We start from the raw sequence: 26,647 nt of genomic DNA, 5'->3' as shown, positions 1-26,647 counted from the left end.
ACATGACGACCGAGTGGTGGCGGGGCGGGATCATCTACCAGATCTATCCCCGCAGCTTTCAGGACACGACCGGCAGCGGCACCGGCGATCTGGGCGGCATCGCCCAGAGGCTGCCCTATGTCGCCTCGCTTGGCGTGGACGCGGTCTGGATCTCTCCGTTCTTCACCTCTCCGATGAAGGATTTCGGCTATGACGTCAGCGACTATCAGGGCATCGACCCGATCTTCGGCACGATGGAGGATTTCGACTGGCTGATCGCCAGCGCGCACGAGCTGGGGCTTAAGGTCATCATCGACCTGGTCATGTCGCACACCTCGGACCGCCATTCCTGGTTCCGCGAAAGCCGGGCCAGCCGCGTGGGTCCGAAATCCGACTGGTATGTCTGGGCCGATCCCAAGCCCGACGGCACGCCGCCCAACAACTGGCTGTCGATGTTCGGCGGCAGCGCGTGGCAATGGGATGCGCGGCGCGAACAGTACTACCTGCACAACTTCCTGTCCTCGCAGCCCGACCTGAACTTCCACAATCCCGAGGTGCAGCAGGCGCTGCTGGACATGGCGCGGTTCTGGCTGGACCGGGGTGTCGACGGCTTCCGGCTGGACGTGGTGAACTATTACTTCCACGACCGCCAGCTGCGCGACAACCCGCCCTTGGCGCCCGAGCTGCGCAAGGCCGACACCGCCCCGGCGGTCAATCCCTACAACCACCAGAGCCACCAGTTCAGCAAGTCCCAGCCCGAGAACGTGGCCTTCCTGGAACGCTTCCACCAGACCATCGCACCCTATGGCGCCTCGGTCGTGGGCGAGATCGGCGACAGCGAACGTGGGCTGGAGCTGCTGGAGGTCTATACCGGCACGCCGGGCCGGGTGCAGATGTCCTATGTCTTCGACTTCCTGTCGGGCACGGACCTGACGGCGGCGCGCATCGTCGACGTCTTCGACCGGCTGACCAGCCAAGCGCCCAATGCCTGGCCCTGCTGGGCCATGTCGAACCATGACGTGGTGCGCCACATCACGCGCTGGTCGGTGCCCGATGCCGCCGCGAAGGCCTATGCCACGGTGCTGCTGTGCCTGCGCGGCTCGGTCTGCATCTACCAGGGCGAGGAGCTGGGCCTGCCCGAGGCGGAACTGCGCCACGAGGAGCTGCGCGACCCCTACGGGATCGAGTTCTGGCCCGAATACAAGGGCCGCGACGGCTGCCGCACGCCGATGGTCTGGGACATGGGCGTGAACGGCGGGTTTTCCACCAGCCAGCCCTGGCTGCCCGTGCCCCATGCCCATCTGCAGCGCACCGTCGTCGCGCAGGAGGCCGACGCCCAGTCCATGCTGCACCATTATCGGTGGGCCCTGGGCCTGCGCCGCAAGCACAGCGCGCTGCGCGGCGGCACCATGACCGACGTCACGGCAGAGGGGCCGGTCCTGTCCTTCCGCCGGATGGACGACAAGCAGACCCTGCTGATCCGCGCGAACCTGTCCGACGACGAGGCGGGCGGGCTGATGCCGTGGCAGGTCCAGATCATCGAAGGATAGGGGAGGAACCCGCAATGGCCGATCTGAAACTGAGGCATGTCGCCAAGTCCTATGGCGACGTGCAGGTGTTGCGCGACATCGACCTGGACATCACCTCGGGCGAATTCATCGTCTTCGTGGGCCCCTCGGGCTGCGGAAAGTCGACCCTGCTGCGGATGATCGCCGGGCTGGAACAGATCAGCGACGGCGAGCTGCAGATCGGGGGGCAGGTGATGAACGACATCCCCCCCAGCCAGCGCGGCATCGCGATGGTGTTCCAGTCCTACGCGCTCTATCCGCACATGACGGTGCGCGACAACATGGCCTTTGCCCTGAAGATCGCGGGCCAGTCCAAGGACCAGATCACCGCCGCCACCGACCGCGCCGGCAAGATGCTGCAGCTGACGCCCTATCTGGACCGCCTGCCCAAGGCGCTGTCGGGCGGCCAGCGCCAGCGCGTGGCCATCGGGCGCGCCATCGTGCGCGACCCCAAGGTCTATCTGTTCGACGAGCCGCTGTCGAACCTGGACGCCGCCCTGCGCGTCGCCACCCGGATCGAGATCGCGCAGCTGAAGGCCTCCATGCCCGACCGCACGATGATCTACGTGACCCATGACCAGACCGAGGCGATGACCCTGGCCGACCGCATCGTGGTGCTGGCGGGCGGCGGCATCGCGCAGATCGGCGCGCCTCTTGAGCTGTACGAGCGCCCGGTCAACGAATTCGTGGCCCAGTTCATCGGCAGCCCCGCGATGAACCTGCTGCCCGGCCGCGTGAAGACCCCGGGCGCCACCACCCTCGTCGCGCTGGAGGGCGGGCTGGAGGCCGAGGTCGCCATCCCAACCCGCGCGGGCGATCAGGACATGCCAGTGAACCTGGGCGTCCGGCCCGAGGACATGCGCGTGACCGAGGGCACCCCCGTCTTCGAAAGCACCGTCGATCTGACCGAAGCCCTGGGCGAGGTCACGCTGCTCTATTTCGGCACCAATGCCGAGACGGTCCCGATCATCGCCAAGCTGCCGGGCATCCATCCCGACCTCAAGGGCCGCCGCGTGCGCCTGACCGCCGATCCCCACGCGCTGCACCTGTTCCACAAGGGGCAGTCGCTTCTGTATCGCGACGGACCGCCCCCCGCCTATCAGCCGCGCACCGCAGCACCCTCGGGCAGCATGGGCAGCACGCCCGCCGGCCCGGACGCCGGTGGTGAAGGCGGGGACCGCATCAAGGACGGCGTGATCAAGCCCGTCGGCCCCGTGCGGTAGGCACCCCTTGGGGATGCGACCAAAGTCGCAGATCGCATCCCGAAAACCGTGCTAGACTGCGCCGACCTTGGGGAGGGGAGGCTTTCGATGCAGCGCAACCATGCGGACCTGGTGGCCGCCAAGTCGCAGTCACCCGGCGCGACATCGGCCTTGGCGGCCTCGTGGCGCCGGTCGATGGTCAAGCACGGGCTGGACCCCGCCGACCGCCGCCGCCCCGAACGCCTGTCCGCGCCCGAGCTGGCGGCGCGGCACCAGGCGATGGAGGCCTTCCTGCATGTCGCCGGGCCGCAGCTGGACCAGCTGCACGGGCTGGTCGGCCTGTCGGGCTGCAACGTGCTGCTGACCGATGCGCAGGGCGTCGTGCTGGACCAGCGCGTCTCGGACAGCGACGCGGCGCAGTTCCGGGACTGGGGGCTGTGGCGCGGCGCCGTCTGGTCCGAGGCGGCGCAAGGCACCAACGGCATCGGCACCTGCCTGGCCGAGGGACGGCAGGTCACCATCCACCGCGACGAGCATTTCCACACCCGCAACACCGCCATGTCCTGCATGGATGCGCCGATCTGGGGGCCGGACGGGCGCCTTCTAGCGGCGCTGGATGTCAGCTCCGCGCGCGCCGACCAGACCGAACGCTACAACCGGCTGATCCAGGCGCAGGTCGCGCAGACCGCGCGGGCGATCGAGGCGATGTTCTTCCGCTCCAGCTTTCCCGATGCGCGGATCGTGGTCGCCTCGGACGACCAGACCGACCAGGCGGTGCTCTTGGCCGTGGACCGCGACGACCTGGCCATCGGGGCCACGCGGGCCGCGCGCCGGGTGCTGGGGCTGGAACGCGAGGGCGCGCTGCGCCCGCGCCCGGCCGCCGACCTGCTGGGCCGGCAGGACGACCTGCGCGGCTTCGACAAGGGCGAACGCGCCGCCGTCATCCGGGCCCTGGCGCGGGCCTCGGGCAACGTCTCGGCCGCCGCGCGGGCCTTGGGGATCGGGCGGGCGACGCTGTACCGGCGCATGGCGCGCTTGAGGATCGGCGATAATCCGGAGGGACTGTCTCAAGACTGAGACAGCTTCTGCGGTGCGGCAAGGATGGCGGCTTGCCACGAATCATGTCGTGCACGATCTTTGGCCCAGGCCCGGACGGGGAGGTCCGGCGACCATCTTCAAGGAGGACACCGATGCCGAACGATCAGACGCACGAGTTCAAGGGCGTGGGCGTGATGCCCTTTGCCAGCCGCTATGACAACTTCATCGGCGGCACGTGGGTTGCCCCCCGCTCGGGCAAATATTTCACCAACACCACCCCCATCACCGGCGCCCCGATTGGAGAGATCGCGCGGTCGAACGCCGAGGACATCGAGCTGGCCCTGGACGCGGCCCATGCCGCCAAGGACGCCTGGGGCAAGACCTCGACCACCGAGCGGTCGAACGCGCTTCTGCGCATCGCCGACCGGATGGAGCAGAACCTGCAGCTGCTGGCCACGGCCGAGACCTGGGACAACGGCAAGCCGATCCGCGAGACGATGGCCGCCGACCTGCCGCTGGCCGTCGACCACTTCCGCTATTTCGCCGGGGTCCTGCGCGCGCAGGAGGGCGGCATCAGCGAGATCGACAACGACACCATCGCCTATCACTTCCACGAGCCCCTGGGCGTCGTGGGCCAGATCATCCCGTGGAACTTCCCGCTGCTGATGGCCTGCTGGAAGCTGGCCCCGGCGCTGGCCGCGGGCAACTGCGTGGTGCTGAAACCGGCCGAGCAGACCCCCGCCACGATCCTGGTCTTCGCCGAGCTGATCGCCGACATCCTGCCGCCGGGCGTGCTGAACATCGTGAACGGCTTCGGCCTGGAGGCCGGCAAGCCGCTGGCCTCGAACCCGCGCATCTCCAAGATCGCCTTCACCGGGGAAACCACCACCGGCCGGCTGATCATGCAATACGCGGCCGAGAACCTGATCCCGGTGACGCTGGAACTGGGCGGCAAGTCCCCCAACATCTTCCACGAGGATGTCTGCCGCGAGGATGACGATTTCTTCGACAAGGCGATCGAGGGCTTCGTGATGTTCGCGCTGAACCAGGGCGAGGTCTGCACCTGCCCGTCGCGCGCCCTGATCCACGAGAAGATCTACGACCAGTTCATGGAAAAGGCGCTGAAGCGGGTCGAGGCCATCGTGCAGGGCGATCCGCGCGACAGCGCCACGATGATCGGCGCGCAGGCCTCCAGCGAGCAGATGGAGAAGATCCTGTCCTATTTCGACATCGGTCGGAAGGAAGGCGCCGAGATCCTGACCGGCGGCGACAAGGCCGATCACGGCGGAGAGCTGTCGGGCGGCTATTACATCAAGCCGACGGTCTTCAAGGGCCACAACAAGATGCGGGTCTTCCAGGAGGAGATCTTCGGCCCGGTCGTGTCGGTGACCACCTTCAAGGACCATGACGAGGCGCTGTCGATCGCCAATGACACGCTCTACGGTCTGGGGGCGGGCCTGTGGTCGCGCGACGCGAACACCTGCTACCGCTTCGGCCGGGCCATCCAGGCGGGCCGGGTCTGGACGAACTGCTATCACGCCTATCCCGCGCATGCGGCCTTCGGCGGCTACAAGCAGTCGGGCATCGGGCGCGAGAACCACCGCATGATGCTGGACCACTACCAGCAGACCAAGAACATGCTGGTCAGCTACAGCCCCAAGAAGCTGGGCTTCTTCTGATCCGGGCGCGGGGGCCTTCGGGCCCCCGCACCCTTCGCCCTCCGCAACACCCGCCCCCGCAACCCACGCCCCTCATGCCGCGTTGAGCCGGACCGCCATCAAGGGACGCGCGCCATGCCCAAGGACGCCATCATCGACCCCGAGGACGCCGCGATCAGCGCGGGCCTCGTCTATGTGAACGACGACATGCCGGGCATCCGCCGGGTCCGGGCGGGCAAGGGCTTTTCCTATCGCGACGCGCAGGGCCGCACGATCACCGATCCGGCGACGCGCAAGCGGCTGGCCGCGCTGGCGGTGCCCCCCGCCTATACCGATGTCTGGATCTGCCCCGATCCGCAGGGCCATATCCTGGCCACCGGCCGCGATGCCAAGGGGCGCAAGCAGTACCGCTATCACCCCGGCTTCCGCGAGATCCGCGACGGCACCAAATACGACCGCATGCTGGATTTCGCGCAGGTGCTGCCCGGCCTTCGGGCGCGGGTCGATGCCGACATGGCGCGGCGCGGGCTGCCGCCCGAGAAGGTGCTGGCGACCATCGTCTTCCTTCTGGAAAACACCATGATCCGGGTGGGCAACGCCATCTATGCCAGGCAGAACAAGTCCCACGGCCTGACCACCCTGCGCGCCCGCCACGTCTCGCTGGAGGGTAACCAGGTGCGTTTCCGCTTCAAGGGCAAGTCGGGCAAGGACTGGGACCTGGGCCTGCGCGACCGCCGCGTGGCGCGGATCATCCGCGCGGTGCAGGAGATTCCCGGCCAGCACCTGTTCCAGTATGTCGACGAGGACGGCACCCGCCATCAGGTCAATTCCGGCGACGTGAACGCCTATCTGCGCGACATCACCGGCCGCCATGTCACCGCCAAGGATTTCCGCACCTGGACCGGCACGGTGCTGGCCGCGCTGGCCCTGTCGGAATACGAGAAGGCCGACAGCGAGGCCGCCGCCAAGCGCAATGTCCGCGACGCGATCGAGACGGTCGCGGCCAAGCTGGGCAACACCCCCACCATCTGCCGCAAGTGCTATGTCCATCCGCAGATCATCGACGGCTATCTGGCCCATGACCTGAAGCTGGACCTGCAGGACGAGATCGCGCAGACCCTGACCCATGACGACCTGCGCCCCGAGGAAAAGCAGGTCCTGACATTCCTCAAGAGAAGGTTGAAGCCATGAGCACCGTCACCGCGACCCCCGACGCCCTGCGCCTGATCGACGAGATCGTGGCCGATCACGGCCCGGTCATGTTCCACCAGTCGGGGGGCTGCTGCGACGGATCCTCGCCCATGTGCTATCCGCAGGGCGATTTCCGCATCGGGGAGCGCGACGTGAAGCTGGGCGAGATCGGCGGCGCGCCCTTCTACATCTCGGCCAGCCAGGCCGAGGCATGGAAGCATACCGACCTGATCATCGACGTGGTGCCGGGCCGGGGCGGCATGTTCAGCCTGGACAACGGGCGCGAGAAGCGCTTCCTGACCCGGTCGGAACTGTGCAGCATCTGACGACCCCTCGTGCGGCGTTGTGACCGGCCCCGGCCTGCGCTAGACAGTCGGTGATCCAGAACAAGGTGCCCCATGACCCACAGCGTCTTCATCGATGGCGAGGCCGGAACGACCGGCCTGCAGATCCGCGACCGCCTGATGGGGCGCGACGACATCCGCCTGGTGCAGCTGGATCCCGCGCGCCGCAAGGATCCGGCCGCGCGGGCCGACTGCTTTGCCCAGGCCGATGTGGCGATCCTGTGCCTGCCCGACGATGCCGCGCGCGAGGCCGTGGCGCTGACCGCCGACATGCCCGTGCGGCTGATCGACGCCTCGACCGCGCACCGGATCGACCCTGCCTGGGTCTTCGGCTTTCCCGAACTGGCCCCCGAGATGCGCGAGATGATCGCCGCGGCGCGCTTCGTCAGCAATCCGGGCTGCTATTCCACCGGGTCGATCGCCATCATCGCGCCCCTGGTCGCCGCCGGTCTGATCGAGGAGACCGAGGCACTGTCGATCAACGCCGTCAGCGGCTATACCGGCGGCGGCAAGGCGCTGGTCGCGGAATACGACGCGGGCACGGCGCCGGTGCAGTTCGTCTATGGCCTGGACCAGCGCCACAAGCACATCCCCGAGATCATGACCCATGGCGGGCTGCTGCTGCAGCCGGTCTTCGCGCCCTCGGTGGGAAGCTTCGCGCAGGGCATGGCCGTGCAGCTGCCCCTGCATCTGGACGACGACCGCAGCGTCGCGGCCCTGCATCAGGCGCTGGCCGACCATTACGCGGGCGAGGCCTTCGTGCAGGTCGTCCCCGCTGCCGAGCTGGGCGGGCGGATCGACCCCACCGCGCTGAACGGCACCAACCGCATGCGCCTGAGCGTGCATGGCGATGACGAGACGGGCTGCGCCACGGTCATCGCGGTGCTGGACAATCTGGGCAAGGGCGCCTCGGGCGCGGCGGTCCAGAACCTGAACATCATGCTGGGCCTGCCCGAGGATGCGGGGCTGTAGCCCCGCCTCCGTCCCACGGTTAATCCTTTCGAAACTGATCCTTTGACACGGATGCGATTCGGGACGTAATGGCCCTGACATCTGCACGGATGGGTTGTGTTTCAGGGGTTTGACACATTGGCACGGGTTTTTGCATATCGCGGTTTCGACCAGCTGAATTCCGACTTCAGCATGCTGTATTACAACGCGCTGGACTTCCAGTTCGACGACAACATCAACCTGAACCGTGACGGCCAGCGTCTCGAGGATCTGCTGACGGTCGCCTACGAATCCGGTAGCGAGCTGTTCGGCATCGGCTTTGCCGGAAGCCGCTTCCGCATGGTCGGGGACCGGGTGACCGGCGGCACCCTGCAGGTCATGGCCGAAGTCCGGGAGGTCGGCGGCCGTTACGAAGAACTCTGGGAGATCGACGGCCTGAACCTGCCGCTGGTCGATGTCTACAACGCCACCCTGACCCGCTCGACCGCCGACGACGCGCGCCTGCTGGGGCGGATGCTGTCCGGCAACGACCTGTTCGAGCTGAGCTTCGAGGCCGATCGCGCCTTCGGCATGACGGGCAATGACACGCTGCGCGGATTTGGCGGCAACGACACCCTGTCCGGCGGCGCGGGCAACGACCTGCTGGATGGCGGCATCGGCAACGACGCCCTCTATGGCGGGGCGGGCAACGACCGTCTGATCCTGGATGCGGGCAATGACCTGATCGACGGCGGGACCGGGATCGACTGGATCGTGGCGCAGGGCGCGCGGGCCGTGCGGATAGATCTGGCCCTCGCCACGCGCCAGGACACCGGGCTGGGCCGGGACATGATCCGCAACGTCGAGAATGCCCAGGGCGGCGCGGGCAACGACGTCCTGATGGGCGATGCGCGGGCCAATGTCCTGCAGGGCGGCGCGGGCAACGACCAGCTGACCGGCCGGGGCGGCGCGGACCGGCTGTTCGGTCAGGCCGGGGCGGACACGCTGCTGGGCGGGACCGGCAACGACCTTCTGGATGGCGGGGCCGGGGCGGACCGGCTGCTGGGCGGGGCGGGCAACGACCGCCTGCGGGGCGGCACCGGCAACGACACGCTGACCGGCGGGGCGGGGGCGGATGTGCTGACCGGCGGGGCCGGGGCGGATGTCTTCGTCTTCGCCGCGATGGGCGACAGCCGCCCGACCGGGGCCGACCTGATCACCGACTTCCGCCGCGGCACCGACCGGATCGACCTGCGTCCCATCGACGCCGACGGGCGCAGCCCCGGCAACCAGGCCTTCGACTTCGAGGGCTTCGGCGCCCTGCAGCCGGGCGCCGCGGGCCAGCTGACCTTCCGCCATGTCCAGACCGGCGGCGGGCGGGAAACGCGGGTCCTGCTGGACACGGATGGCGACGGCCGCGCCGAGGGGATGATCCGCCTGTCCGGCGCGCTGACCCTGACCGAGAGCGACTTCCTCCTCTGATCTGCCCGATTAGCGGGCATCTGCGATCTGCGGCGCCGTTGCGGGCGCCGCGACCTTGCCAAGCCGCGCTCGGCGGGCCTCTGGTAACGTCATGGAACGGCTGTCAATCATCGTGGTGGAACGCGACCGGGACCGGGCGCTGAAGATCGTCGACGGCCTGCGCGCCTCGGGCGATCATCATATCACGGTCATTGCCGAGGAAACTGGCCTGGCCCGCCGCATCGCCGAACAGCAGCCCGACATCGTGCTGATCGACGTGGCCGATCCCTCGCGCGACGTGCTGGAGGAACTGGCGCTGGTCTCGGGCCCGCTGGAGCGCCCGGTGGCGATGTTCGTCGACCGCTCGGACGAGCAGCTGACCCGCGCCGCGATCGAGGCGGGCGTGTCGGCCTATGTGGTGGACGGGCTGCACAAGGACCGCATCAAGCCCATCCTGGACGCCGCCATCGCGCGGTTTCACATGTTCCACAAGATGCGCGCCGAACTGGCCGCCACCAAGGCCGCGCTGGAGGAACGCAAGATCATCGACCGGGCCAAGGCCATCCTGATGAAGGCGCGCGGCATCGACGAAGAGGCCGCCTATGCCCTCTTGCGCAAGACCGCGATGGACCAGAAGCGCCGCGTGGCCGACATCGCGCAGCAGCTGGTGATGGCCGCGGGCCTGCTGACATGACCGACCGCCTGCGCCTCGGCTATGTGCCGCTGACCGATGCCGCGACGCTGATCATCGCGCGCGAGCTTGGCTTTGCCGCCGAAGAGGGGCTGGACCTGGATCTGGTGCGGGTGGGCAGCTGGTCGCAGAGCCGCGACCTGCTGGGCACCGGCGCCATCGACGCGGCGCATATGCTGGTGCCCATGCCCATCGCGCAAAGCCTGGGGCTGGGGCCCGCCTATCCCGACTTCGACCTGCTGATGATCCTGTCCCAGGGCGGGCAGGCCATCGCCATGTCCAAGGCCATCGAGGACCGGCTGCGCGATCAGGGCCACCCCTTCGACTTCCGCGATCCCGTCGCCGCCCGTACAGCGCTGGACCGCGCCCATCCCGGGCCGCTGCGCGTGGGCGTGCCCTTCCCCTTCTCGACCCAGGCCGAGCTGGTGCGCCACTGGCTGCGCGACACCCCCTGGCCGCCCGGCTGGAGGTGCATACCGTCCCGCCCCCGCAGATGACCGACGCCCTCGCCGCCGGAGAGCTGGACGCCTATTGCGTGGGCGAGCCCTGGGCCTCCTATGCCGTGGAACGGGGGGTGGGCGCGCTGCTGCTGCCCGGGCGGGCGATCTGGGCGGCGGCGCCCGAGAAGGGGCTGGTGATGACCCGCGCCCTGGCCGAGGCCCAGCCCGAGGCGACGGGGCGGGTGATGCGGGCGCTGTGGCGCGCCGGGCGCTGGCTGGACCGGTCCGGCAATCGCGGCACCGCGGCCGAGATCCTGTCGCGCGCCGATTACCTGAACCTGTCGCCCGAACTGTGCGAACGCGGTCTGCTGGGCCGCCTGCACGTCACCTCGACCGGGGAATTCCGGGATTATCCCGACTTCATCCGCTTTCATGCCGAGGCCGCGACCTTCCCTTGGCGCAGCATCGCCGCGATGATGGGCGCCTGGATGGCCGCGCGCCACGGGCTGGACCCGGGCGCCGCGGCGGCGAAGGCGGCGGAATGTTTCCGCACCGACCTGTATCGCCGCCACCTGCGCGAGGCGGGCGCGCATCTGCCCGGCGCCTCGGCCCGGGTCGAGGGCGCGATGCGCGAGCCGACCCTGGTCGCCGCCGAACAGGGGCAGATGATTCTGGGCGCGGATGCCTTCTTCGACGGGCATGTCTTCGACCCGGCGTTTCCCGCGCGCTGAAATCGCGGGCAGGCTGCTTTATTCTGAAGCCGTGACGAGCCGATTGCCGTCCCGGACCCCCTGTTTTCTTGACCGGGGCGCCCCCGCTGCCGATGATGGATGAAAGGCGGATGCAACGGCGCACCGCGTTTCGATCTGCCCGCAAGGACGCGGGCTCCCCCTTTCCGGCAATGTCGCCACCTGTTCGTGCCCCCTGCTGCGGGCTGCGACCGGTGGCCTTTCGTGTTTTCGCGCCCGCCCCCCTCCCGGCGGGCCAGCCAAGGATGAGCCAGATGACCTTGATCAAGCCGCCCTCCCGCCGTCGTTTCCTGCAAGCCACCGGCGCGCTGGCCACCATGGCCGCCGCCCGCCTGGCCCTGCCCGGCGGGGCCTGGGCCGCCACCCCCGGCACCCCCGAGGTGACCGGCTGCACGCTTGGCTACATCGCCCTGACCGACAGCGCGCCGTTGATCATCGCCGTCGAGAAAGGCTTCTTCGCCAAGCATGGCATGCCCGACGTGCTTGTCGAAAAGCAGGCCAGCTGGGGCGCCACGCGCGACAACATGGCGCTCGGCTCGGCCTCGGGCGGGATCGATGGCGGGCATATCCTGCGGCCCAAGGTGCATCTCTATTCCACCGGCAGCGTCATGCAGAACAGCCAGCCCCTGCCGATGTACACGCTGCTGAACCTGAACGAGGACGGGCAGGGCCTGTCCGTGCGCCAGGACTATGCCGACAGCGGCGTGGGCCTAGACTCGAGCCCGCTGAAGGAGATCTTCGCCGCCCGTCGCGCAGCCGGGCAGGAGATTCCCGTCGCCATGACCTTCCCCGGCGGCACCCATGATCTGTGGATGCGCTATTGGCTGGCGGCGGGCGGGATCGACCCGACCAGCGAGGTTGACCTGATCGTCGTGCCGCCCCCGCAGATGGTCGCCAACATGAAGGTCGGCAACATGGAGGCTTTCTGCGTCGGAGAGCCGTGGAACGAACAGCTGGTCAATCAGGGCATCGGCTTTACCGCCGCCACGACGGGCGAATTGTGGGCACGTCACCCGGAAAAGGTGCTGGGGATGCGCGCCGAATGGGTCGATGCGAACCCCAACGCCACCGTCGCCGTCATGATGGCGGTGATGGAGGCGCAGATGTGGTGCGACGCGCCCGAGAACAAGCAGGAGATGGCCGAGATCATCGGTCGCCGCCAATGGTTCAACGTCCCCGTCGATGACATCATCGGTCGCCTGCAGGGCACCATCAACTATGGCAACGACCGCATCGAGGAACGCCCCGATCTGGCGATGAAGTTCTGGGGCGAGAACGGCGAGACGTCCTATCCGTGGAAGTCGCTGGATGCGTGGTTCATCACCGAAAACAAGCGGTGGGGCTATCTGCCCGGCGATCTGGACACCACGGCGCTGGTTGATGCGACCAACCGCAGCGATCTGTGGCTGGCGGCGGCGGCGGGCCTTGGCCTGACGGTCGATTTCGGCGACAGCCGCGGGGTCGAGACCTTCTTCGACGGCAAGACCTTCGATCCGGCAAACCCCGACGCCTATCTGGACACGCAGTCCATCAAGGCGATGGTGTAAGGGGGATGGCCATGAACGTGACCGCCCTCAAGCGCAAGCTGGACCTGACCCCCAAGCCTGCAGCCCCCGTCCTGGCGCTGCCCCCCCGCACCCCCGACCGGCTGGCACCCTGGCGCAAGCGGGGCATGGCCGTGGTGAATGCCGTCCTGCCGCCGCTGGTCGTGCTGGTCGTGCTGCTGACCATCTGGCAGGTCGGCGCCTCGGGCGAGGGCAGCGGCCTGCCCACGCCGATCCAGGTCTGGATCGACAGCGGCTTTCTGTTCATGGAACCGTTCTACGTCTATGGCACCCAGGACATCGGCCTGGGCTGGCGCGTCCTGACCTCGCTCGAGCGGGTGTTCTACGGCTTCGGCCTGGCCGCCGTGGTGGGCGTGCTGACCGGCGCGGTCATCGGGCAATCGGCGCTGATGATGCGCGGCTTCGATCCGATCTTCCAGATCCTGCGCACGGTGCCGCCGCTGGCCTGGCTGCCCATCAGCCTGGCCGCCTTCATGGACAGCGGCCCGTCGGCGATCTTCGTGATCTTCATCACCGCCATCTGGCCCGTCATCATCAACACCGCCGCGGGCGTGCGCGCCATCCCGCAGGATTACCGCAACGTCGCCGCCGTCCTGCGCCTCAATCAGGTCGAGTTCTTCTGGAAGATCATGGTCCCCGCCGCCGCCCCCTACATCTTCTCGGGGCTCCGCATCGGGGTGGGCCTCTCGTGGCTGGCCATCGTCGCGGCCGAGATGCTGACCGGCGGCGTGGGCATCGGCTTCTTCATCTGGGATGCGTGGAATTCCTCGCGGCTCAGCGACATCATCGTGGCCCTGGCCTATATCGGCGGCACGGGCTTCATCCTGGATCGTCTGGTCGGCTGGATCGGACGCGTCGTCTCTCGCGGCACGGCCGTGTAAGGGGAATGACCATGAAATACCTTCAGATCGACCATCTCTCCAAGACCTTCGTGAACGGGGCCAAGACGGCCCATGTGCTGTCCGACATCAACCTGACCATCGAGAAGGGCGAGTTCGTCAGCATCATCGGCCATTCCGGCTGCGGGAAGTCCACCCTGCTGAACCTGATCGCCGGGCTGACCGACGTGACCACCGGCGGCATCCTGCTGGACGGGAAAGAGGTCAACGCGCCCGGCCCCGACCGCGCCGTGGTGTTCCAGAACCACAGCCTGCTGCCGTGGCTGTCGGTCTATGACAACATCAAGCTGGCGGTGACCAAGGTCTTCGGATCGTCCAAGACCAAGGCGCAGCGCCACGACTGGATCATGCAGAACCTCGATCTGGTCCAGATGAGCCACGCCGCCGACAAGCGCCCGGCGGAAATCTCGGGCGGGATGCGCCAGCGCGTGGGCATCGCCCGGGCGCTGGCGATGGAGCCCAAGGTCCTGCTGCTGGACGAACCCTTCGGCGCGCTGGATGCCCTGACCCGCGCGCATCTGCAGGATGCGGTGATGGACATCCACAGCCGGCTTGGCAACACGATGATCATGATCACCCATGACGTGGACGAGGCCGTGCTGCTGGCCGACCGCATCGTCATGATGACCAACGGCCCCGCCGCCACCATCGGCGAGGTGCTGACCGTGCCGCTGGCCCGCCCCCGCGACCGCATCGCCCTGGCCAGCCGGCCCGATTACGTGAAGGCGCGCGAGGCCGTGCTGCGGTTCCTCTACGAACGTCACCGCTTCGTCGAAGCAGCGGAGTAAGCCCATGACACGCAAACTTGTGGTGATCGGCGCGGGCATGGCCTCGGGCCGGATGCTGGAGCATCTGTTCGACCAGGCCCCCGGCCAGTGGGACGTGACCCTCTTCAACGCGGAACCGCGCGGCAACTACAACCGGCTGATGCTGTCGCCGGTCCTGTCGGGCGACAAGACCTATGCCCAGATCGTCACCCATGACAGCGACTGGTATCTGGCCCAGGGCGTCACCTGCCGCTTCGGCGAGGCCGTCGTGGGCATCGACCGCGAGGCGCAGATCGTCCATGGCGCCCGCGGCCCGGTCGAATACGACGCGCTGGTCATCGCCACCGGCTCGGCGCCCTTCATCATCCCGCTGCCGGGCCACAAGCTGCCCGGCGTCGTGGCCTATCGCGATCTGGAAGACACCAACGCGATGATCGAGGCCAGCCGCCCCGGCGCCACCGCCGTGGTCATCGGCGGCGGTCTGCTGGGGCTGGAGGCCGCCGCCGGCATGGCCGCGCGGGGCGCCGAGGTGACTGTCATCCACCTGATGGGCCATCTGATGGAGCGCCAGCTGGACCCCGCCGCGGGGTACCTCTTGCAACGGGATCTGGAAAAGCGTGGCATCCGCATCCATTGCAAGGGCGCTACCAAGGCGATCCTCGGCACGGATCGGGTCGAGGCCGTGCTGCTGGAGGACGGGACCACCTATCCCGCCGATCTGGTCTGCATGGCCGTGGGCATCCGCCCCGAGACGCGCCTGGCCAATGATGCGGGGCTGGAGGTCGCGCGCGGCATCACGGTCGACGACCAGATGCGGACCAGCGACCCGGCGATCTTCGCCCTGGGCGAATGCGTGGAACATGACGGGCAACTGTTCGGGCTGGTCGCGCCGCTCTACGATCAGGCCAAGGTCCTGGCCGCCACGCTGGCGGGCACGCCCGCCGCCTTCATGCCCCTGCAGACCGCGACCAAGCTGAAGGTCACCGGCTGCGACCTGTTCAGCGCGGGCGACTTCGCCGAGGGCCCGGGCCGCGAGGACATCGTCTTCCGCGATCCCGGGCGCGGCATCTACAAGCGCCTGATCCTGGAAGGCGACCGCCTGATCGGCGCCGTGATGTATGGCGACACCGCCGACGGGCCGTGGTTCTTCGACAAGATCCGCAGCGGCGCGGACATCACCGCCGACCGCGACACGCTGATCTTCGGCCCCGCCTTCGCCGGAGGTGCCCAAGCGGACCCTTTGGCAGCCGTTGCAGCCTTGCCGCCTGAGGCGGAGATCTGCGGGTGCAACGGCGTGTGCAAGGGAACCATCGTCACCGCCATCCAGGGCGGTGCCGCCACACTTGATGCCGTGCGCGGGCTGACCAAGGCCAGCGCGTCCTGCGGCACCTGCACGGGGCTGGTCGAACAGGTCATGGCGCTGACGCTTGGCGACGGGTTTGCCGCCAACGCCAACCCACCCATGTGCAAATGCACCGATCACACGCACGAGGACGTGCGGCGCCTGATCAAGTCGATGGGGCTGAAATCCATCCCCGCGGTCATGCAGGATCTGGGCTGGAAAACCGTGGGCGGCTGCGCCTCCTGCCGTCCGGCGCTGAACTACTACCTGATCGCCGACTGGCCGCTGGACTATCGCGACGACCGCCAGAGCCGCTTCGTCAATGAACGAAACCACGCCAACATCCAGAAGGACGGCACCTATTCGGTCGTGCCGCGCATGTGGGGCGGCGTCACCACCAGCGCCGAGCTGCGCGCCATCGCGGATGCCGCCGACCGCTATGCCGTGCCGATGATCAAGGTCACCGGCGGGCAACGCATCGACCTGCTGGGCGTGCGGAAAGAGGATCTGCCCGCGATCTGGTCGGATTTCAACCAGGCGGGCATGGTCTCGGGCCATGCCTATGCCAAGGGGCTGCGCACGGTGAAGACCTGCGTGGGTACGGATTTCTGCCGCTTCGGCACCCAGGATTCGACGGGCCTGGGCATCCGGCTGGAGAAGCTTTTGTGGGGGTCGTGGACGCCCGCCAAGGTGAAACTGGGCGTCTCGGGCTGCCCCCGCAACTGCGCCGAGGCCACCTGCAAGGATATCGGCGTCGTCTGCGTGGACAGCGGCTTCCAGATCAGCGTCGCCGGCGCCGCCGGCATGGATGTGCGCGAGACCGAGCCGCTGCTGACCGTGGACACCGAGGACGAGGTCTGCGAGGTGATCGCGGCCTTCGTGCAGCTCTATCGCGAACAGGCGCGCTATCTGCACCGGATCTACAAATGGGTGGACAAGGTGGGTCTGGACTGGGCCCGCGAGCAGGTCGCGGATCCCGCCACCCGTGCCGGGCTGATCGAGCGTTTCCGCCTGTCGCAGACGATCTATCAGACCGACCCCTGGGCCGAACATGCCGCCCGTCCCGACGAGTGGGCCCCCGTGGCCGACCTGCGCCTGAGGGCCGCCGAATGAGCCAGCTGATCGACATCGCCGCGCTGGAGGACATCCCCCCCCAAGGCGCCCGCGTGGTGCGCACGCCGCAGGGCTGCGTCGCCGTCTTCCGCACCGCCGACGACCGGGTCTTTGCGCTGGACGACCGCTGCCCCCACAAGGGCGGACCCCTGTCCGAGGGCATCGTGCATGGCACATCCGTCACCTGCCCCCTGCACAACTGGGTCTTCGACATGGCCACCGGGCAGGCGCAGGGCGCCGACAGCGGGGCGGTGGCCACCCATGCCGTGCGGGTGGAGGGCGGGCGGATCTTGCTGGACGCCTCCGTCATCCGGCGCGTCGCATGAGCGGCGCGGTCCGGACCACCTGCCCCTATTGCGGCGTGGGCTGCGGGGTGCTGGCCACGCCCGACGGCACGGGCGGGCTGGCCATCGCGGGCGATCCCGACCACCCGGCGAACCGGGGGCGGCTCTGCGTCAAGGGCGCCGCGCTTGGGGAAACCGTCGACATCGCGGGGCGCCTGCTGACCCCGCGCATCGGCGGGGTGGACGCCCCTTGGGGCCGGGCGCTGGACCTGATCGCCGACCGCTTCACCGATGCGGTGGCCCAGCACGGGCCGGATTCGGTGGCCATGTATGTCTCGGGGCAGCTGCTGACCGAGGATTACTACGCGGCCAACAAGCTGATGAAGGGCTTCATCGGCAGCGCCAATATCGACACGAACAGCCGGCTGTGCATGGCCTCGTCCGTCGCGGGCCACAGGCGGGCCTTCGGGACCGACACGGTGCCCGGCCTCTATGAGGATCTGGAGCAGGCCGATCTGGTCGTGCTGACCGGATCGAACCTCGCGTGGTGCCATCCGGTCCTGCATCAGCGCATCCTGGCCGCCAAGGCCGCGCGTCCGGGCATGAAGATCGTGGTGATCGACCCCCGCCGCACCGCCACCTGCGAGGGGGCGGACCTGCATCTGGCCGTCGCGCCGGGGGCGGATGCGCACCTGTTCAACCTGCTTCTGTGCCACCTGTTCGATACCGAACGCACCAGCGCGGATTTCCTGCCCCATGTCACGGGCTTTGACGCGGCGCTGACCGCCGCGCGGATGGCCAGCGCGCAGGCCACCGGGCTGGACCCCGCCGATCTGGCGACCTTCCTGGACCTCTGGGCCGGCACGGACAAGACCGTCACCGTCTTTTCCCAAGGCATCAACCAGTCCGACAGCGGCACCGGCAAGGTGAACGCGATCCTGAACTGCCATCTGGCGACGGGCCGGATCGGGCGCCCCGGCATGGGCCCCTTCAGCGTCACCGGCCAGCCCAATGCCATGGGCGGGCGCGAGGTCGGCGGCATGGCCAACATGCTGGCCTGCCATCTGGAGCTGGAGAACCCCACCCATCGCGCCGCCGTGGGCGGTTTCTGGAACGCCCCACGCATGGCCGACCGCCCGGGCCTCAGGGCCGTCGACATGTTCCGCGCGGTCGAAGAGGGGCGTATCAAGGCGCTGTGGATCATCCACACCAACCCCGCCGTCACCATGCCCGATGCCGACCGCGTGGCCCGCGCGATCAAGTCCTGCGATTTCGTGGCCGTCAGCGAGGTCTGGCCCGATACCGACACCGCCCGTCTGGCCGATGTGCTGCTGCCCGCCACGGCCTGGGGTGAAAAGGACGGCACGGTCACCAATTCCGAACGCCTGATCAGCCGCCAGCGTGCCGCCCTGCCCCCGCCGGGACAGGCGCGGCCCGACTGGTGGGCGGTGGCGCAGGTGGCGCGGCGGATGGGTTTCAAGGGCTTCGACTGGACCTCGGCGGCCGAGATCTTTGCCGAACATGCGGCGCTGTCGGGCGTGGCGGGCGCCTTGGGCAGCGATTTCGACATCTCGGGCCTGAGTGGCGCCGATTACGACGCGCTGGCCCCGATCCACTGGCCGCAGGGCCCAACCCAGCAGGGGGGGCGGTTCTTCGGCACGGGGCGCTTCCACACGCCCGACGGCCGCGCCCGGATGGTGCCGGTCACGGCCGCCCTGCCCGCGCAGGAACCGGGGCAGATGCTGCTCAATACCGGGCGCATCCGCGACCAGTGGCACACGATGACCCGCACCGGCCTGTCGCCGCGCCTGTCGCGCCATCTGGCCGAACCCTATCTGGAGCTGCACCCGGACGACGCCGCGCGCCTGAACCTGTCCACCGCCGACCTGGCGCAGATCGACAGCCCGCAGGGCTGGGCGATCCTGCGCGTCCTCGTCAGCGACCGCGTGGCGCCGGGCCATCCCTTCGCGCCGATCCACTGGACCGGCCAGACCGCGCCAAGCGGGCGCATCGACGCGCTGGTGGCCGCGCGGACCGATCCCATCTCGGGCCAGCCCGCCAGCAAGTCGTCCCCGGTCGCGGTCACCCGCCATGCCGCCGCCTGGCACGGCTATCTGCTGACCACGCAAGCGGTGACCCCCGATTGTGCCTATTGGGCCCGCGCCCGCCTGCGCGGCGGCTGGCAGATCGAGATGGCGGGCGACGTCACGCCCCCCGACTGGTCGGACTGGGCGCAGGGGCTGCTGGGCCTCGGCGCGCCCTCGATGCAGCTGGGCGATCCGCTGCGGGGAGTCCACCGGATGGCCTTCCATGAAGGCGGCAGGCTGGCGGCGGCACTGTTCGTCTCGCCCGGCCCGGTGCTGCTGTCGCGCGACCATCTGGCGGACCTTCTGAACAGCGACGACGCCCATCCGCTGGCCGGTCGCCCGCCCGCCGACCGCCCCGATCCCGGCCCCACGATCTGCGCCTGCCTCAACGTGGGCCGCACGACCATCCTGCGCGCGCTGGCCGAGGGCGTGGACAGCGTCGAGGCCTTGGGGACCTGCCTTGGCGCGGGCAGCAATTGCGGCTCGTGCCGGCCCGAGCTGGCGGCGCTTGTCGCGGGCCACCGCCAGCGCATCGCCGCCGAGTAACGGCGCCGCTCAGGGCCGCGCCGGCAGGATCCGCCCGGTGCAGGGACCGAACCCGATGCGATAGCCGTCCCCTTGGGCAAAGCCGAACAGCCCGACCTCGTCCCCATCCTCGAGGAAGGTCCGGGGCTGGCCGTTCGCCATGACCGGCACCCGGCCGCCCTGCGTCATCTCCAGCAGCGCACCGGTCTGGTCGGGCGCGGGCCCCGAGATCGTGCCCGTCCCCAGCAGATCGCCCACCCGCATCGGGCAGCCCGAGACCGCGTGATGGGCCAGTTGCTGGGCGCTGGACCAGTACATCACGTTGTAATTCGTCTGCGCCATCTGCTGGCCGTTCATCGTCCAGCCGACCGTCATGTCGTAAAAGCCAGGGCGATCCTCGTGCAGATAGGGCAGCAGATCATTGTCGCGCGGTGCGCCTGCGCTGCGGAACGGCTCCAGCGCGGCTTGCGTCACGATCCAAGGGCTGATCGTGGTGCCAAACGCCTTGGACTGGAACGGGCCAAGCGGCTGATATTCCCACGCCTGGATGTCGCGCGCCGACCAGTCGTTCAGCAGCACATAGCCGAAGATCATGTCCTCGGCCCGGTCCACGCCGATCCGCTCGCCCATTGCGCTGTCGGCGCCCACGATCGCGCCCAGCTCCAGCTCCAGATCCAGACGGCGGCAGGCGGTCCATTCGGGACCAGCCTCGCCCCTGACCTGCCCCATCGGCCGCCGGATGTCGGTGCCCGACACGACGACCGAGGATGCCCGCCCGTTATAGCCGATGGGCATGTGCGTCCACTGTGGCGGCAGCGCATTCTCCGGCCCGCGGAACAGCACCCCCACATTGAAGGCATGATTCTTCGACGCATAGAAATCCGTGAACTCGGTCACCGCGATTGGCAGATGCAGCCGTGCCTTGGCCATCGCCACCAGCGGCAGGTCGCGCGGGCCGTCATGGGCCAGCAGGTCCGTCAGCGTGGCGCGGATGCGGTCCCATTCGGCCCGGCCCCGCGCGATGAACCCGTTCATCTGCGGCGCCGCAAAGCTGCCGCCCGCCGCCAGCAGGCCCCGCGCCTCGCAGGCCGCCAGATCCAGGATCATGTCGCCGATCGCCACCCCGCAGCGCGGCGCCGTGCCCTCGGTCGAGAAGACCCCATAGGGCAGGTTCCGGATCGGGAAATCGCAATCCGGATCGTTCGCCGCAGCCACCTGGCTGCGCGGCGCCCGGCCCGTGGCCCCCGGGGCGGTCACTTGACGCCCGGCGTGCCGTCGAACTTCTTGTCCAGCCGGTCCCACAGCTCGACGTAATCGGGCTGCATCGGCGCCTCGTGGGCGGCGAATGCGGTCAGGTGCTGGGGAAAGCGCGTCTCGAACATGAAGGACATGGTGTCGTCCAGCTTGGCAGGCTTGAGGTCCGCGTTCGAGGCCCCTTCAAAGGCGTCGCGGTCGGGGCCATGCGGCAGCATGCAGTTGTGCAAGCTGATCCCGCCCGGCGCGAAGCCCTGCGGCTTGGCGTCATAGACGCCATAGATGTTGCCCATCAGCTCGGACATGATGTTCTTGTGGTACCAGGGCGGGCGAAAGCTGTGCTCGGCCACCATCCAACGTTCGCGGAACAGCACGAAGTCGATGTTCGCCGTCCCCTCCTGCCCCGAGGGCGCGGTCAGCACCGTGAAGATCGACGGGTCGGGATGGTCGAAGAGGATCGCGCCCACCGGGGAATAGGTCCGCAGGTCGTACTTGTAGGCGCAATAGTTGCCGTGCCACGCCACCACGTCCAGGGGCGAGTGCCCGATCCGCGTCTCGTGGAACTGCCCGCACCACTTGATGACGACGCGGCTTGGCACCTCGCGGTCCTCGAAGGCCGCGACCGGGCATTTGAAATCGCGCGGGTTGGCCAGGCAGTTGGCGCCGATGGGGCCGCGGCCCGGCAGGTCGAACTTCTGGCCGTAATTCTCGCAGACGAAGCCCCGGGCGGGACCCTCCAGCACCTCGACCCGGTAGACGAGGCCGCGCGGCAGGATCGCGATCTCCTTCGGCTCCAGATCGATGACGCCCAGCTCGGTGCAGAAGCGCAGGCGGCCTTCCTGCGGGACGACCAGCAATTCGCTGTCGGCGGAGAAGAAATACTCGTCCTGCATGGACCGGGTGACCAGATAGACATGGGTGGCCATGCCGACTTGGATGTTCACGTCGCCCGCCGTGGTCATCGTGCGCATGCCGGTGATCCAGGTCAGCGGCTGGTCCGGCACCGGGACCGGGTCCCACCGGTACTGCCCCAGGCTGGTGACGCCGGGCAGCACATGCGGCGCGGTCTTCCAATGCGGCACCTCGAGAGGGATGAAGCGCCCGACATGATGGACCGAGGGGCGGATGCGATAGCACCAGGTCCGCTCGTTCTGGCCGCGCGGGGCGGTGAAGGCGGTGCCCGACAGCTGCTCGGCATAAAGACCGTAATTGCATTTCTGCGGACTGTTCTGCCCCTGCGGCAGGGCGCCGGGCAAAGCCTCGGTCTCGAAATCATTGCCGAAGCCGGGCATGTAGCCCGCATGCGGGCCGCCCGAGGGCGCGCGGGTCAGGCCCTGCGGCAGGTCATGGGTCACTTGCGCCTCCTCCGGCAATACCGTTGCATCTGCAACGAATATGCCGGCGGTGGCGGGATTCTGTCAAGCGTTCAGGCGCCCGCCCGGACCGCGATCCAGATCACGTGCCGCGACCCGCCCCCGCCCCGCGCGGCACGGACCGTGTGGCTGCGGGCCTCGAAACCGCAGCGGGCCAAGCGCCTGGTGAAACCCGCATCCGGCTCGGCCGACCAGACGGCCAGCACGCCGCCGGGGGTCAGCGCCCGATGCGCCGCGCGCAGGCCCGGATTGCCATAGAGCCCGTCATTGTCGGGGCGGGTCAGCCCGCCGGGCCCGTTGTCGACATCCAGCAGGATCGCGTCGAAGACCCCCGCCCCCGCACCGATCTGCGCGCCCACGTCGCCCAGACGGATCTCGACCCGCGGATCGGACAGGCAGCTGCCGAAGACGGGTGCCATCTGCTGCCCGGCCCAGGCCACCAGCTCGGGCACGATCTCGGACACGACCAGGCGGGCCCCCGGCGGCGCGACCGCCTGCGCGGCCCGCAGCGTGAAGCCCATCCCCAGGCCGCCGATCAGCACGCAGGGCGCGGCCCGCCCCGCCAGCCGGTCCAGCGCCAGCCGCGCCAGCGCCTCCTCCGAGCCGCCCAGCCGGCTGTTCATCAGCTCGTTCCCGCCCTGCAGGCGGATCGAGAACTCGTCGCCCCGGCGCAGCAGCCGAAGCCTGTCGCCCCCCGGCGCGACCGCCGATGCCAGCTCGATCCACGGCAGCATGCGCCATCCCCCTGTCGAAGAAACCGCCCCGTGGCCTAGCGCATCGGCGGCGGCAGGAGAAGGGGCCAGAAGGGGGCGCGGACACGCCAGCGTCCCGGCCATGGCGTGGGGGCTATACTTGGCGCGACAGGTATTGTTTGATCGCGCGCATGAACATTCTGCTGGTCGAGGACAATCGGGATCTGGGCGAGGCAGTCGAGCGGCGGCTGAAGAAGCTGGGCTATCAGGTGACCTGGAACACCACCGGCGCCGACGTCCCCGAGACCCTGGCCCTGGGCGAATTCGATGCGCTGATCCTGGACCTGACCCTGCCCGCGGGGGACGGCATCTCGATCCTGCGGGCGCTGCGGCGGACGCAGGTGCAGCTGCCGGTGCTGGTCGTCACCGCCAAGGCCGAGATCGACGACAAGGTCGGGCTGCTGGATCTGGGCGCCGACGACTATCTGGTCAAGCCCTTCGATCTGCGCGAGCTGGAGGCACGGCTCCGCGCCGTGATGCGCCGCCCCGCGGGCACCGGCTCGTCGATGCTGGAACTGGGGCTGCTGCGGCTGGATCAGGCCGGGCAGGTCCTGTGGCTGAACGCCGAGCTGATCGAGATCGGGCCGCGCGAGTTCCGGCTGCTGGACAGCCTGCTGGTCGCGGCGGGCCGGGTGGTGACCCGCGACCGGCTGCTGGCGCGGTTGGGAGAGCTGGACGACGGCGGGTCGGAGAATGCGCTGGAACAGATCGTCTCGCGCGTGCGGCGCAAGATCGCCGGGTCGGGGGTGCAGATCGTGACGGTGCGCGGCGTGGGCTACATGGTGCAGGATGGCGCGCCCTAGGCCGCTGTCGCTGCGGCGGCGCATCCTGGCCTTGGCCCTGCTGATGCTGCTGGGGGCGGCGGCCCTGCTGGTCGTCTTCATCAGCGACTATGCCCACCGCGCCTCGGACCGGGCCTTCGACCGGCTGCTGTCGGCCTCGGCCCTGTCCATCGCGGGGGCGGTCCAGATCGAGGATGGCGCGGTCGCGGTCGAGCTGCCCGCCGCCGCCTTCGCGATGATGTCGGATCAGGAGCGGGTCTTCTACGCGGTCGAGGATGCGGCGGGCCAGCATGTCACCGGCTATCCCGACCTGACGCCCGACGCGGCCTTGGCCAGCTCGGTCACCCCGGTCTTTGCCGATGCCGCCCATAACGGCCATCCGGTGCGGCTGGTGACGGTGGGGCGGCTGGTCTCGACCGTCGAGGGGACGGGCTGGGTGACCGTCCGCATGGCCGAGACGCTTGGCGCGCGCGCGGCCCTGGCCGCCGAGATCCGCCGCAACGCGCTGATCCCGGTGGCGGTGCTGACCGCGCTGGCGCTGGTCATGGTCTGGGTGGTGATCGGGCGGACCTTCGCGCCGCTGGACACGATCGACCAGGCCCTGCGCCGCCGCCGCCCCGAGGATCTGTCGGCGCTGGACGTGCCCGTCCCGGTCGAGGTGCAGCGCCTGGTCGAGGGGCTCAACGGCTTCATGGCGCGGCTGGCCGTGTCGATGGACCGCATGGGCGGGCTGGTGGCCGAGGCCGCCCACCAGGTCCGCAATCCCCTGGCCGCCCTGCGCGCGCAATCGGAGATGGCACTGTCGGAACCCGACGAGGCCGCCCTGCGCGCCCGCGCCGCCCGCATCCACGATCTGGCGGTCGAGGCCAGCCACCTCGTCTCGCAGCTGCTGATGGATGCCACGATCTCGCACCGGATGGACACGACCATGACGCAGCCCCTGTCGCTGGCCGCGATGGTGGACGAGGTGCTGGGCCGCCTGGACCCCGACCTGGCGCCGCGCGTCAGCGGCCGCATCGACCCGGCCGCCCGCGCCGCCGTGCTGCGCGGCGACCGCATCGCCCTGCGCGAGGCGCTGCGCAACCTGATCGACAATGCCCTGACCTATGGCGAGGGGCCGGTCAGCGTCGAGGTGGCCCCGGCGGGACCCCGCCGCATCGCGCTGTCGGTGCTGGATCGCGGCCCGGGCATTCCGGACGCCGACAAGCCGCGCCTGATGCAGCGCTTTGCGCGGGGCGCGGCGGGGGCGGGCCATGTCGGATCGGGGCTGGGGCTGGACATCGCCCGCCGCGTGGCCGCGGCCCATGGCGGCACGCTGATCCTGCGCGACCGCGAGGGCGGCGGGCTGGCGGCGGTCCTGGACCTGCCGCTGGCCGATGACGAGCCGCAGGCCCCCCCGGACCCGGCCCCGCGCGGGACCCTGTCCGCCGGGATGCTGGTGGCGGCGCTGCTGGCGCTGACCCTCGGCGCGTCGCCGCTGTCGGCCCAGCCCGTGCTCTACCCTGCCCGCCCCCTGCCCATGGGCGACGAGACGCCCGAGCGGCTGCTGCGGATCGCGGGCACCACCGACACGCAGCTGTTCGTGGACTTCATCGACGCCTTCCAAGCCCAGAACCCCGGCGTCGCGGTCAGCTATGCCGAGACCGACAGCAACGCCCTCTATCGCGGCTATCTGGCGGGCACCCTGCCCGAGCCGCCCGACCTGCTGATCAGCTCGGCCTCGGACCTGCAGTTCAAGCTGGCCAATGACGGCCATGCGCAGGCCCATGCCTCGCCCTGGACCGAGGGGCTGCCCGATTGGGCGCATTGGCGCGACGAGATCTTCGGCTTCACCTTCGAGCCCGCGGTCATCGTCTACAACCCCCGCCTGGTCGCGCCGGGCACGCAGCCCCGCAGCCATACCGAGCTGGCCAGCCTGCTGGAACAGCAGCCCGAGCGGTTCCGGGGCCGGGTCGCCACCTATGACATCGCGCGCAGCGGCGTGGGGCATCTGCTGGCCACGCAGGACCAGCAGATCTCGTCGCAGTTCTGGCGGCTGGCCTCGGCCTTCGGGCGGGTCGATGCGCAGCTGAGCGATTCGAGCCCCCAGATCATTGACGCGGTCGCCTCGGGCGAGCTGGCGCTGGCCTACAACGTGCTCGGATCCTATGCGCTGGCCCGCCAGGCCCAGGGGGCGCCCATCGGGGTGATCGTGCCCGACGACTACGTGCTGGCGCTGACCCGCACGATGCTGATCCCGCATGACGCGCCCGCGCCCGACCTGGCCCGCGCCTTCGTCGACTTCACCCTGTCGCCCGCCGGCCAGTCGATCGCGGCAGGGCGCGCGGCCCTGGGGTCGGTCAGGCCGGGCGCCACAGGGCCATGGACGCAGGAACGCATCGCCGCGATGGGCCGGGGCTCGGTCCAGCCCATCGCGCTGCGCCCGGTGCTGCTGGTGGGGCTGGACCCGCAGCGGCGCAGCCGCTTCCTGACCACCTGGCAGGAGATCGTGGCCCCCGGCGTGCCCTGACGCCCCCCCTCTTACCCTGACGCCCTCCGACCCTGACGCACGCTGCCCTCGGGCGATTTTTCCCGATGACAGGACGATGACAGGAAACATCGCTAAGGTTTCCTCATCTGGGCATGGGAGGTGTCCGGTCCCGGTGCAGGCGAG

At 69.3% G+C, this 26,647-nt stretch carries 22 protein-coding genes; 19 read left to right on the top strand and 3 right to left on the bottom strand.

The window, feature by feature from the left end; translation table 11 throughout:
• Window positions 1-2 precede the first annotated feature (2 nt).
• The 17 genes from E4191_RS15745 to E4191_RS15670 all read left to right on the top strand — a co-directional run bounded on the left by E4191_RS15745 (window position 3) and on the right by E4191_RS15670 (window position 19,854).
• Window positions 3-1,529, top strand: coding sequence for an alpha-amylase family glycosyl hydrolase (locus tag E4191_RS15745; RefSeq protein WP_135314533.1), 1,527 nt, complete (start codon window positions 3-5; stop codon window positions 1,527-1,529).
• A gap of 14 nt (window positions 1,530-1,543) precedes the next feature.
• Window positions 1,544-2,770, top strand: a complete 1,227-nt coding sequence (locus E4191_RS15740; protein WP_135314229.1) for an ABC transporter ATP-binding protein — start codon at window positions 1,544-1,546, stop codon at window positions 2,768-2,770.
• An 87-nt stretch (window positions 2,771-2,857) separates the two neighbouring features.
• Window positions 2,858-3,826 carry a GAF domain-containing protein gene (locus E4191_RS15735; RefSeq protein ID WP_228461406.1) on the top strand — a complete coding sequence of 323 codons (969 nt, stop codon included), beginning with the start codon at window positions 2,858-2,860 and terminating at the stop codon, window positions 3,824-3,826.
• A gap of 113 nt (window positions 3,827-3,939) precedes the next feature.
• Window positions 3,940-5,466 carry an aldehyde dehydrogenase gene (gene adh / locus E4191_RS15730; protein ID WP_135314228.1) on the top strand — a complete coding sequence of 509 codons (1,527 nt, stop codon included), beginning with the start codon at window positions 3,940-3,942 and terminating at the stop codon, window positions 5,464-5,466.
• 114 nt (window positions 5,467-5,580) lie between these two features.
• On the top strand, window positions 5,581-6,636 hold the full coding sequence (locus E4191_RS15725) for a DNA topoisomerase IB (RefSeq protein WP_135314227.1): 1,056 nt from the start codon (window positions 5,581-5,583) through the stop codon (window positions 6,634-6,636).
• Window positions 6,633-6,962, top strand: coding sequence for a DUF779 domain-containing protein (locus E4191_RS15720; protein WP_135314226.1), 330 nt, complete (start codon window positions 6,633-6,635; stop codon window positions 6,960-6,962). Before E4191_RS15725 ends, E4191_RS15720 begins: the two co-directional genes overlap by 4 nt.
• 72 nt (window positions 6,963-7,034) lie before the next feature.
• A complete protein-coding gene (argC, locus tag E4191_RS15715; RefSeq protein ID WP_135314225.1) occupies window positions 7,035-7,952 on the top strand; it encodes an N-acetyl-gamma-glutamyl-phosphate reductase in 918 nt (305 codons plus the stop codon).
• Window positions 7,953-8,069: 117 nt separating this feature from the next.
• Window positions 8,070-9,392 carry a calcium-binding protein gene (locus E4191_RS15710; RefSeq protein ID WP_135314224.1) on the top strand — a complete coding sequence of 441 codons (1,323 nt, stop codon included), beginning with the start codon at window positions 8,070-8,072 and terminating at the stop codon, window positions 9,390-9,392.
• A gap of 91 nt (window positions 9,393-9,483) precedes the next feature.
• Window positions 9,484-10,065 carry an ANTAR domain-containing response regulator gene (locus tag E4191_RS15705; RefSeq protein WP_135314223.1) on the top strand — a complete coding sequence of 194 codons (582 nt, stop codon included), beginning with the start codon at window positions 9,484-9,486 and terminating at the stop codon, window positions 10,063-10,065.
• Window positions 10,062-10,559 (top strand): ABC transporter substrate-binding protein, encoded by a 498-nt coding sequence (locus E4191_RS24735; RefSeq protein WP_331459609.1) that lies wholly within the window; start codon window positions 10,062-10,064, stop codon window positions 10,557-10,559. The genes E4191_RS15705 and E4191_RS24735 overlap by 4 nt, the downstream gene beginning before the upstream one ends.
• Complete coding sequence (locus E4191_RS24730; RefSeq protein WP_331459608.1) at window positions 10,556-11,233, top strand: ABC transporter substrate-binding protein; 678 nt, start codon at window positions 10,556-10,558, stop codon at window positions 11,231-11,233. Before E4191_RS24735 ends, E4191_RS24730 begins: the two co-directional genes overlap by 4 nt.
• A 272-nt stretch (window positions 11,234-11,505) precedes the next feature.
• A complete protein-coding gene (locus E4191_RS15695; RefSeq protein ID WP_135314222.1) occupies window positions 11,506-12,798 on the top strand; it encodes an ABC transporter substrate-binding protein in 1,293 nt (430 codons plus the stop codon).
• Between the two features lie 11 nt (window positions 12,799-12,809).
• Entirely contained in the window at window positions 12,810-13,697 is an 888-nt protein-coding gene (ntrB, locus tag E4191_RS15690; RefSeq protein ID WP_135314221.1) for a nitrate ABC transporter permease, read from the top strand.
• A gap of 11 nt (window positions 13,698-13,708) precedes the next feature.
• Complete coding sequence (locus E4191_RS15685) at window positions 13,709-14,503, top strand: ABC transporter ATP-binding protein (protein ID WP_228461404.1); 795 nt, start codon at window positions 13,709-13,711, stop codon at window positions 14,501-14,503.
• Between the two features lie 4 nt (window positions 14,504-14,507).
• Window positions 14,508-16,937: a nitrite reductase large subunit NirB gene (nirB, locus tag E4191_RS15680; protein WP_135314219.1), complete on the top strand. Its 2,430-nt coding sequence runs from the start codon at window positions 14,508-14,510 to the stop codon at window positions 16,935-16,937.
• Window positions 16,934-17,263, top strand: a complete 330-nt coding sequence (nirD, locus tag E4191_RS15675; protein WP_135314218.1) for a nitrite reductase small subunit NirD — start codon at window positions 16,934-16,936, stop codon at window positions 17,261-17,263. Before nirB ends, nirD begins: the two co-directional genes overlap by 4 nt.
• On the top strand, window positions 17,260-19,854 hold the full coding sequence (locus E4191_RS15670; protein ID WP_135314217.1) for a nitrate reductase: 2,595 nt from the start codon (window positions 17,260-17,262) through the stop codon (window positions 19,852-19,854). Before nirD ends, E4191_RS15670 begins: the two co-directional genes overlap by 4 nt.
• Before the next feature lie 9 nt (window positions 19,855-19,863).
• Here the strand turns inward: E4191_RS15670 and fahA are convergent, their stop codons facing one another.
• The 3 genes from fahA to E4191_RS15655 all read right to left on the bottom strand — a co-directional run bounded on the left by fahA (window position 19,864) and on the right by E4191_RS15655 (window position 23,194).
• A complete protein-coding gene (fahA, locus tag E4191_RS15665; protein WP_135314216.1) occupies window positions 19,864-21,090 on the bottom strand; it encodes a fumarylacetoacetase in 1,227 nt (408 codons plus the stop codon).
• Complete coding sequence (gene hmgA / locus E4191_RS15660; protein WP_228461748.1) at window positions 21,087-22,379, bottom strand: homogentisate 1,2-dioxygenase; 1,293 nt, start codon at window positions 22,377-22,379, stop codon at window positions 21,087-21,089. The genes fahA and hmgA overlap by 4 nt, the downstream gene beginning before the upstream one ends.
• Window positions 22,380-22,513: 134 nt before the next feature.
• Window positions 22,514-23,194, bottom strand: coding sequence for a spermidine synthase (locus E4191_RS15655; RefSeq protein WP_135314214.1), 681 nt, complete (start codon window positions 23,192-23,194; stop codon window positions 22,514-22,516).
• A gap of 149 nt (window positions 23,195-23,343) precedes the next feature.
• On the opposite strand from E4191_RS15655, the gene E4191_RS15650 reads away from it, so the two are divergent.
• Both E4191_RS15650 and E4191_RS15645 read left to right on the top strand, forming a co-directional pair.
• Entirely contained in the window at window positions 23,344-24,015 is a 672-nt protein-coding gene (locus tag E4191_RS15650) for a response regulator transcription factor (RefSeq protein ID WP_135314213.1), read from the top strand.
• The gene (locus E4191_RS15645) at window positions 24,002-26,503 is read left to right on the top strand and encodes a sensor histidine kinase (protein WP_135314212.1); all 2,502 of its coding nucleotides are present in this window, start codon (window positions 24,002-24,004) and stop codon (window positions 26,501-26,503) included. Before E4191_RS15650 ends, E4191_RS15645 begins: the two co-directional genes overlap by 14 nt.
• Window positions 26,504-26,647: the final 144 nt, after the last annotated feature.

It is taken from the genome of Paracoccus liaowanqingii (genome assembly GCF_004683865.2).
GTDB classification, from domain to species: Bacteria; Pseudomonadota; Alphaproteobacteria; order Rhodobacterales; family Rhodobacteraceae; genus Paracoccus; species Paracoccus liaowanqingii.
Note: the sequence above shows the minus strand (reverse complement) of the source record. Positions and strands in the feature narration are given on the sequence as shown.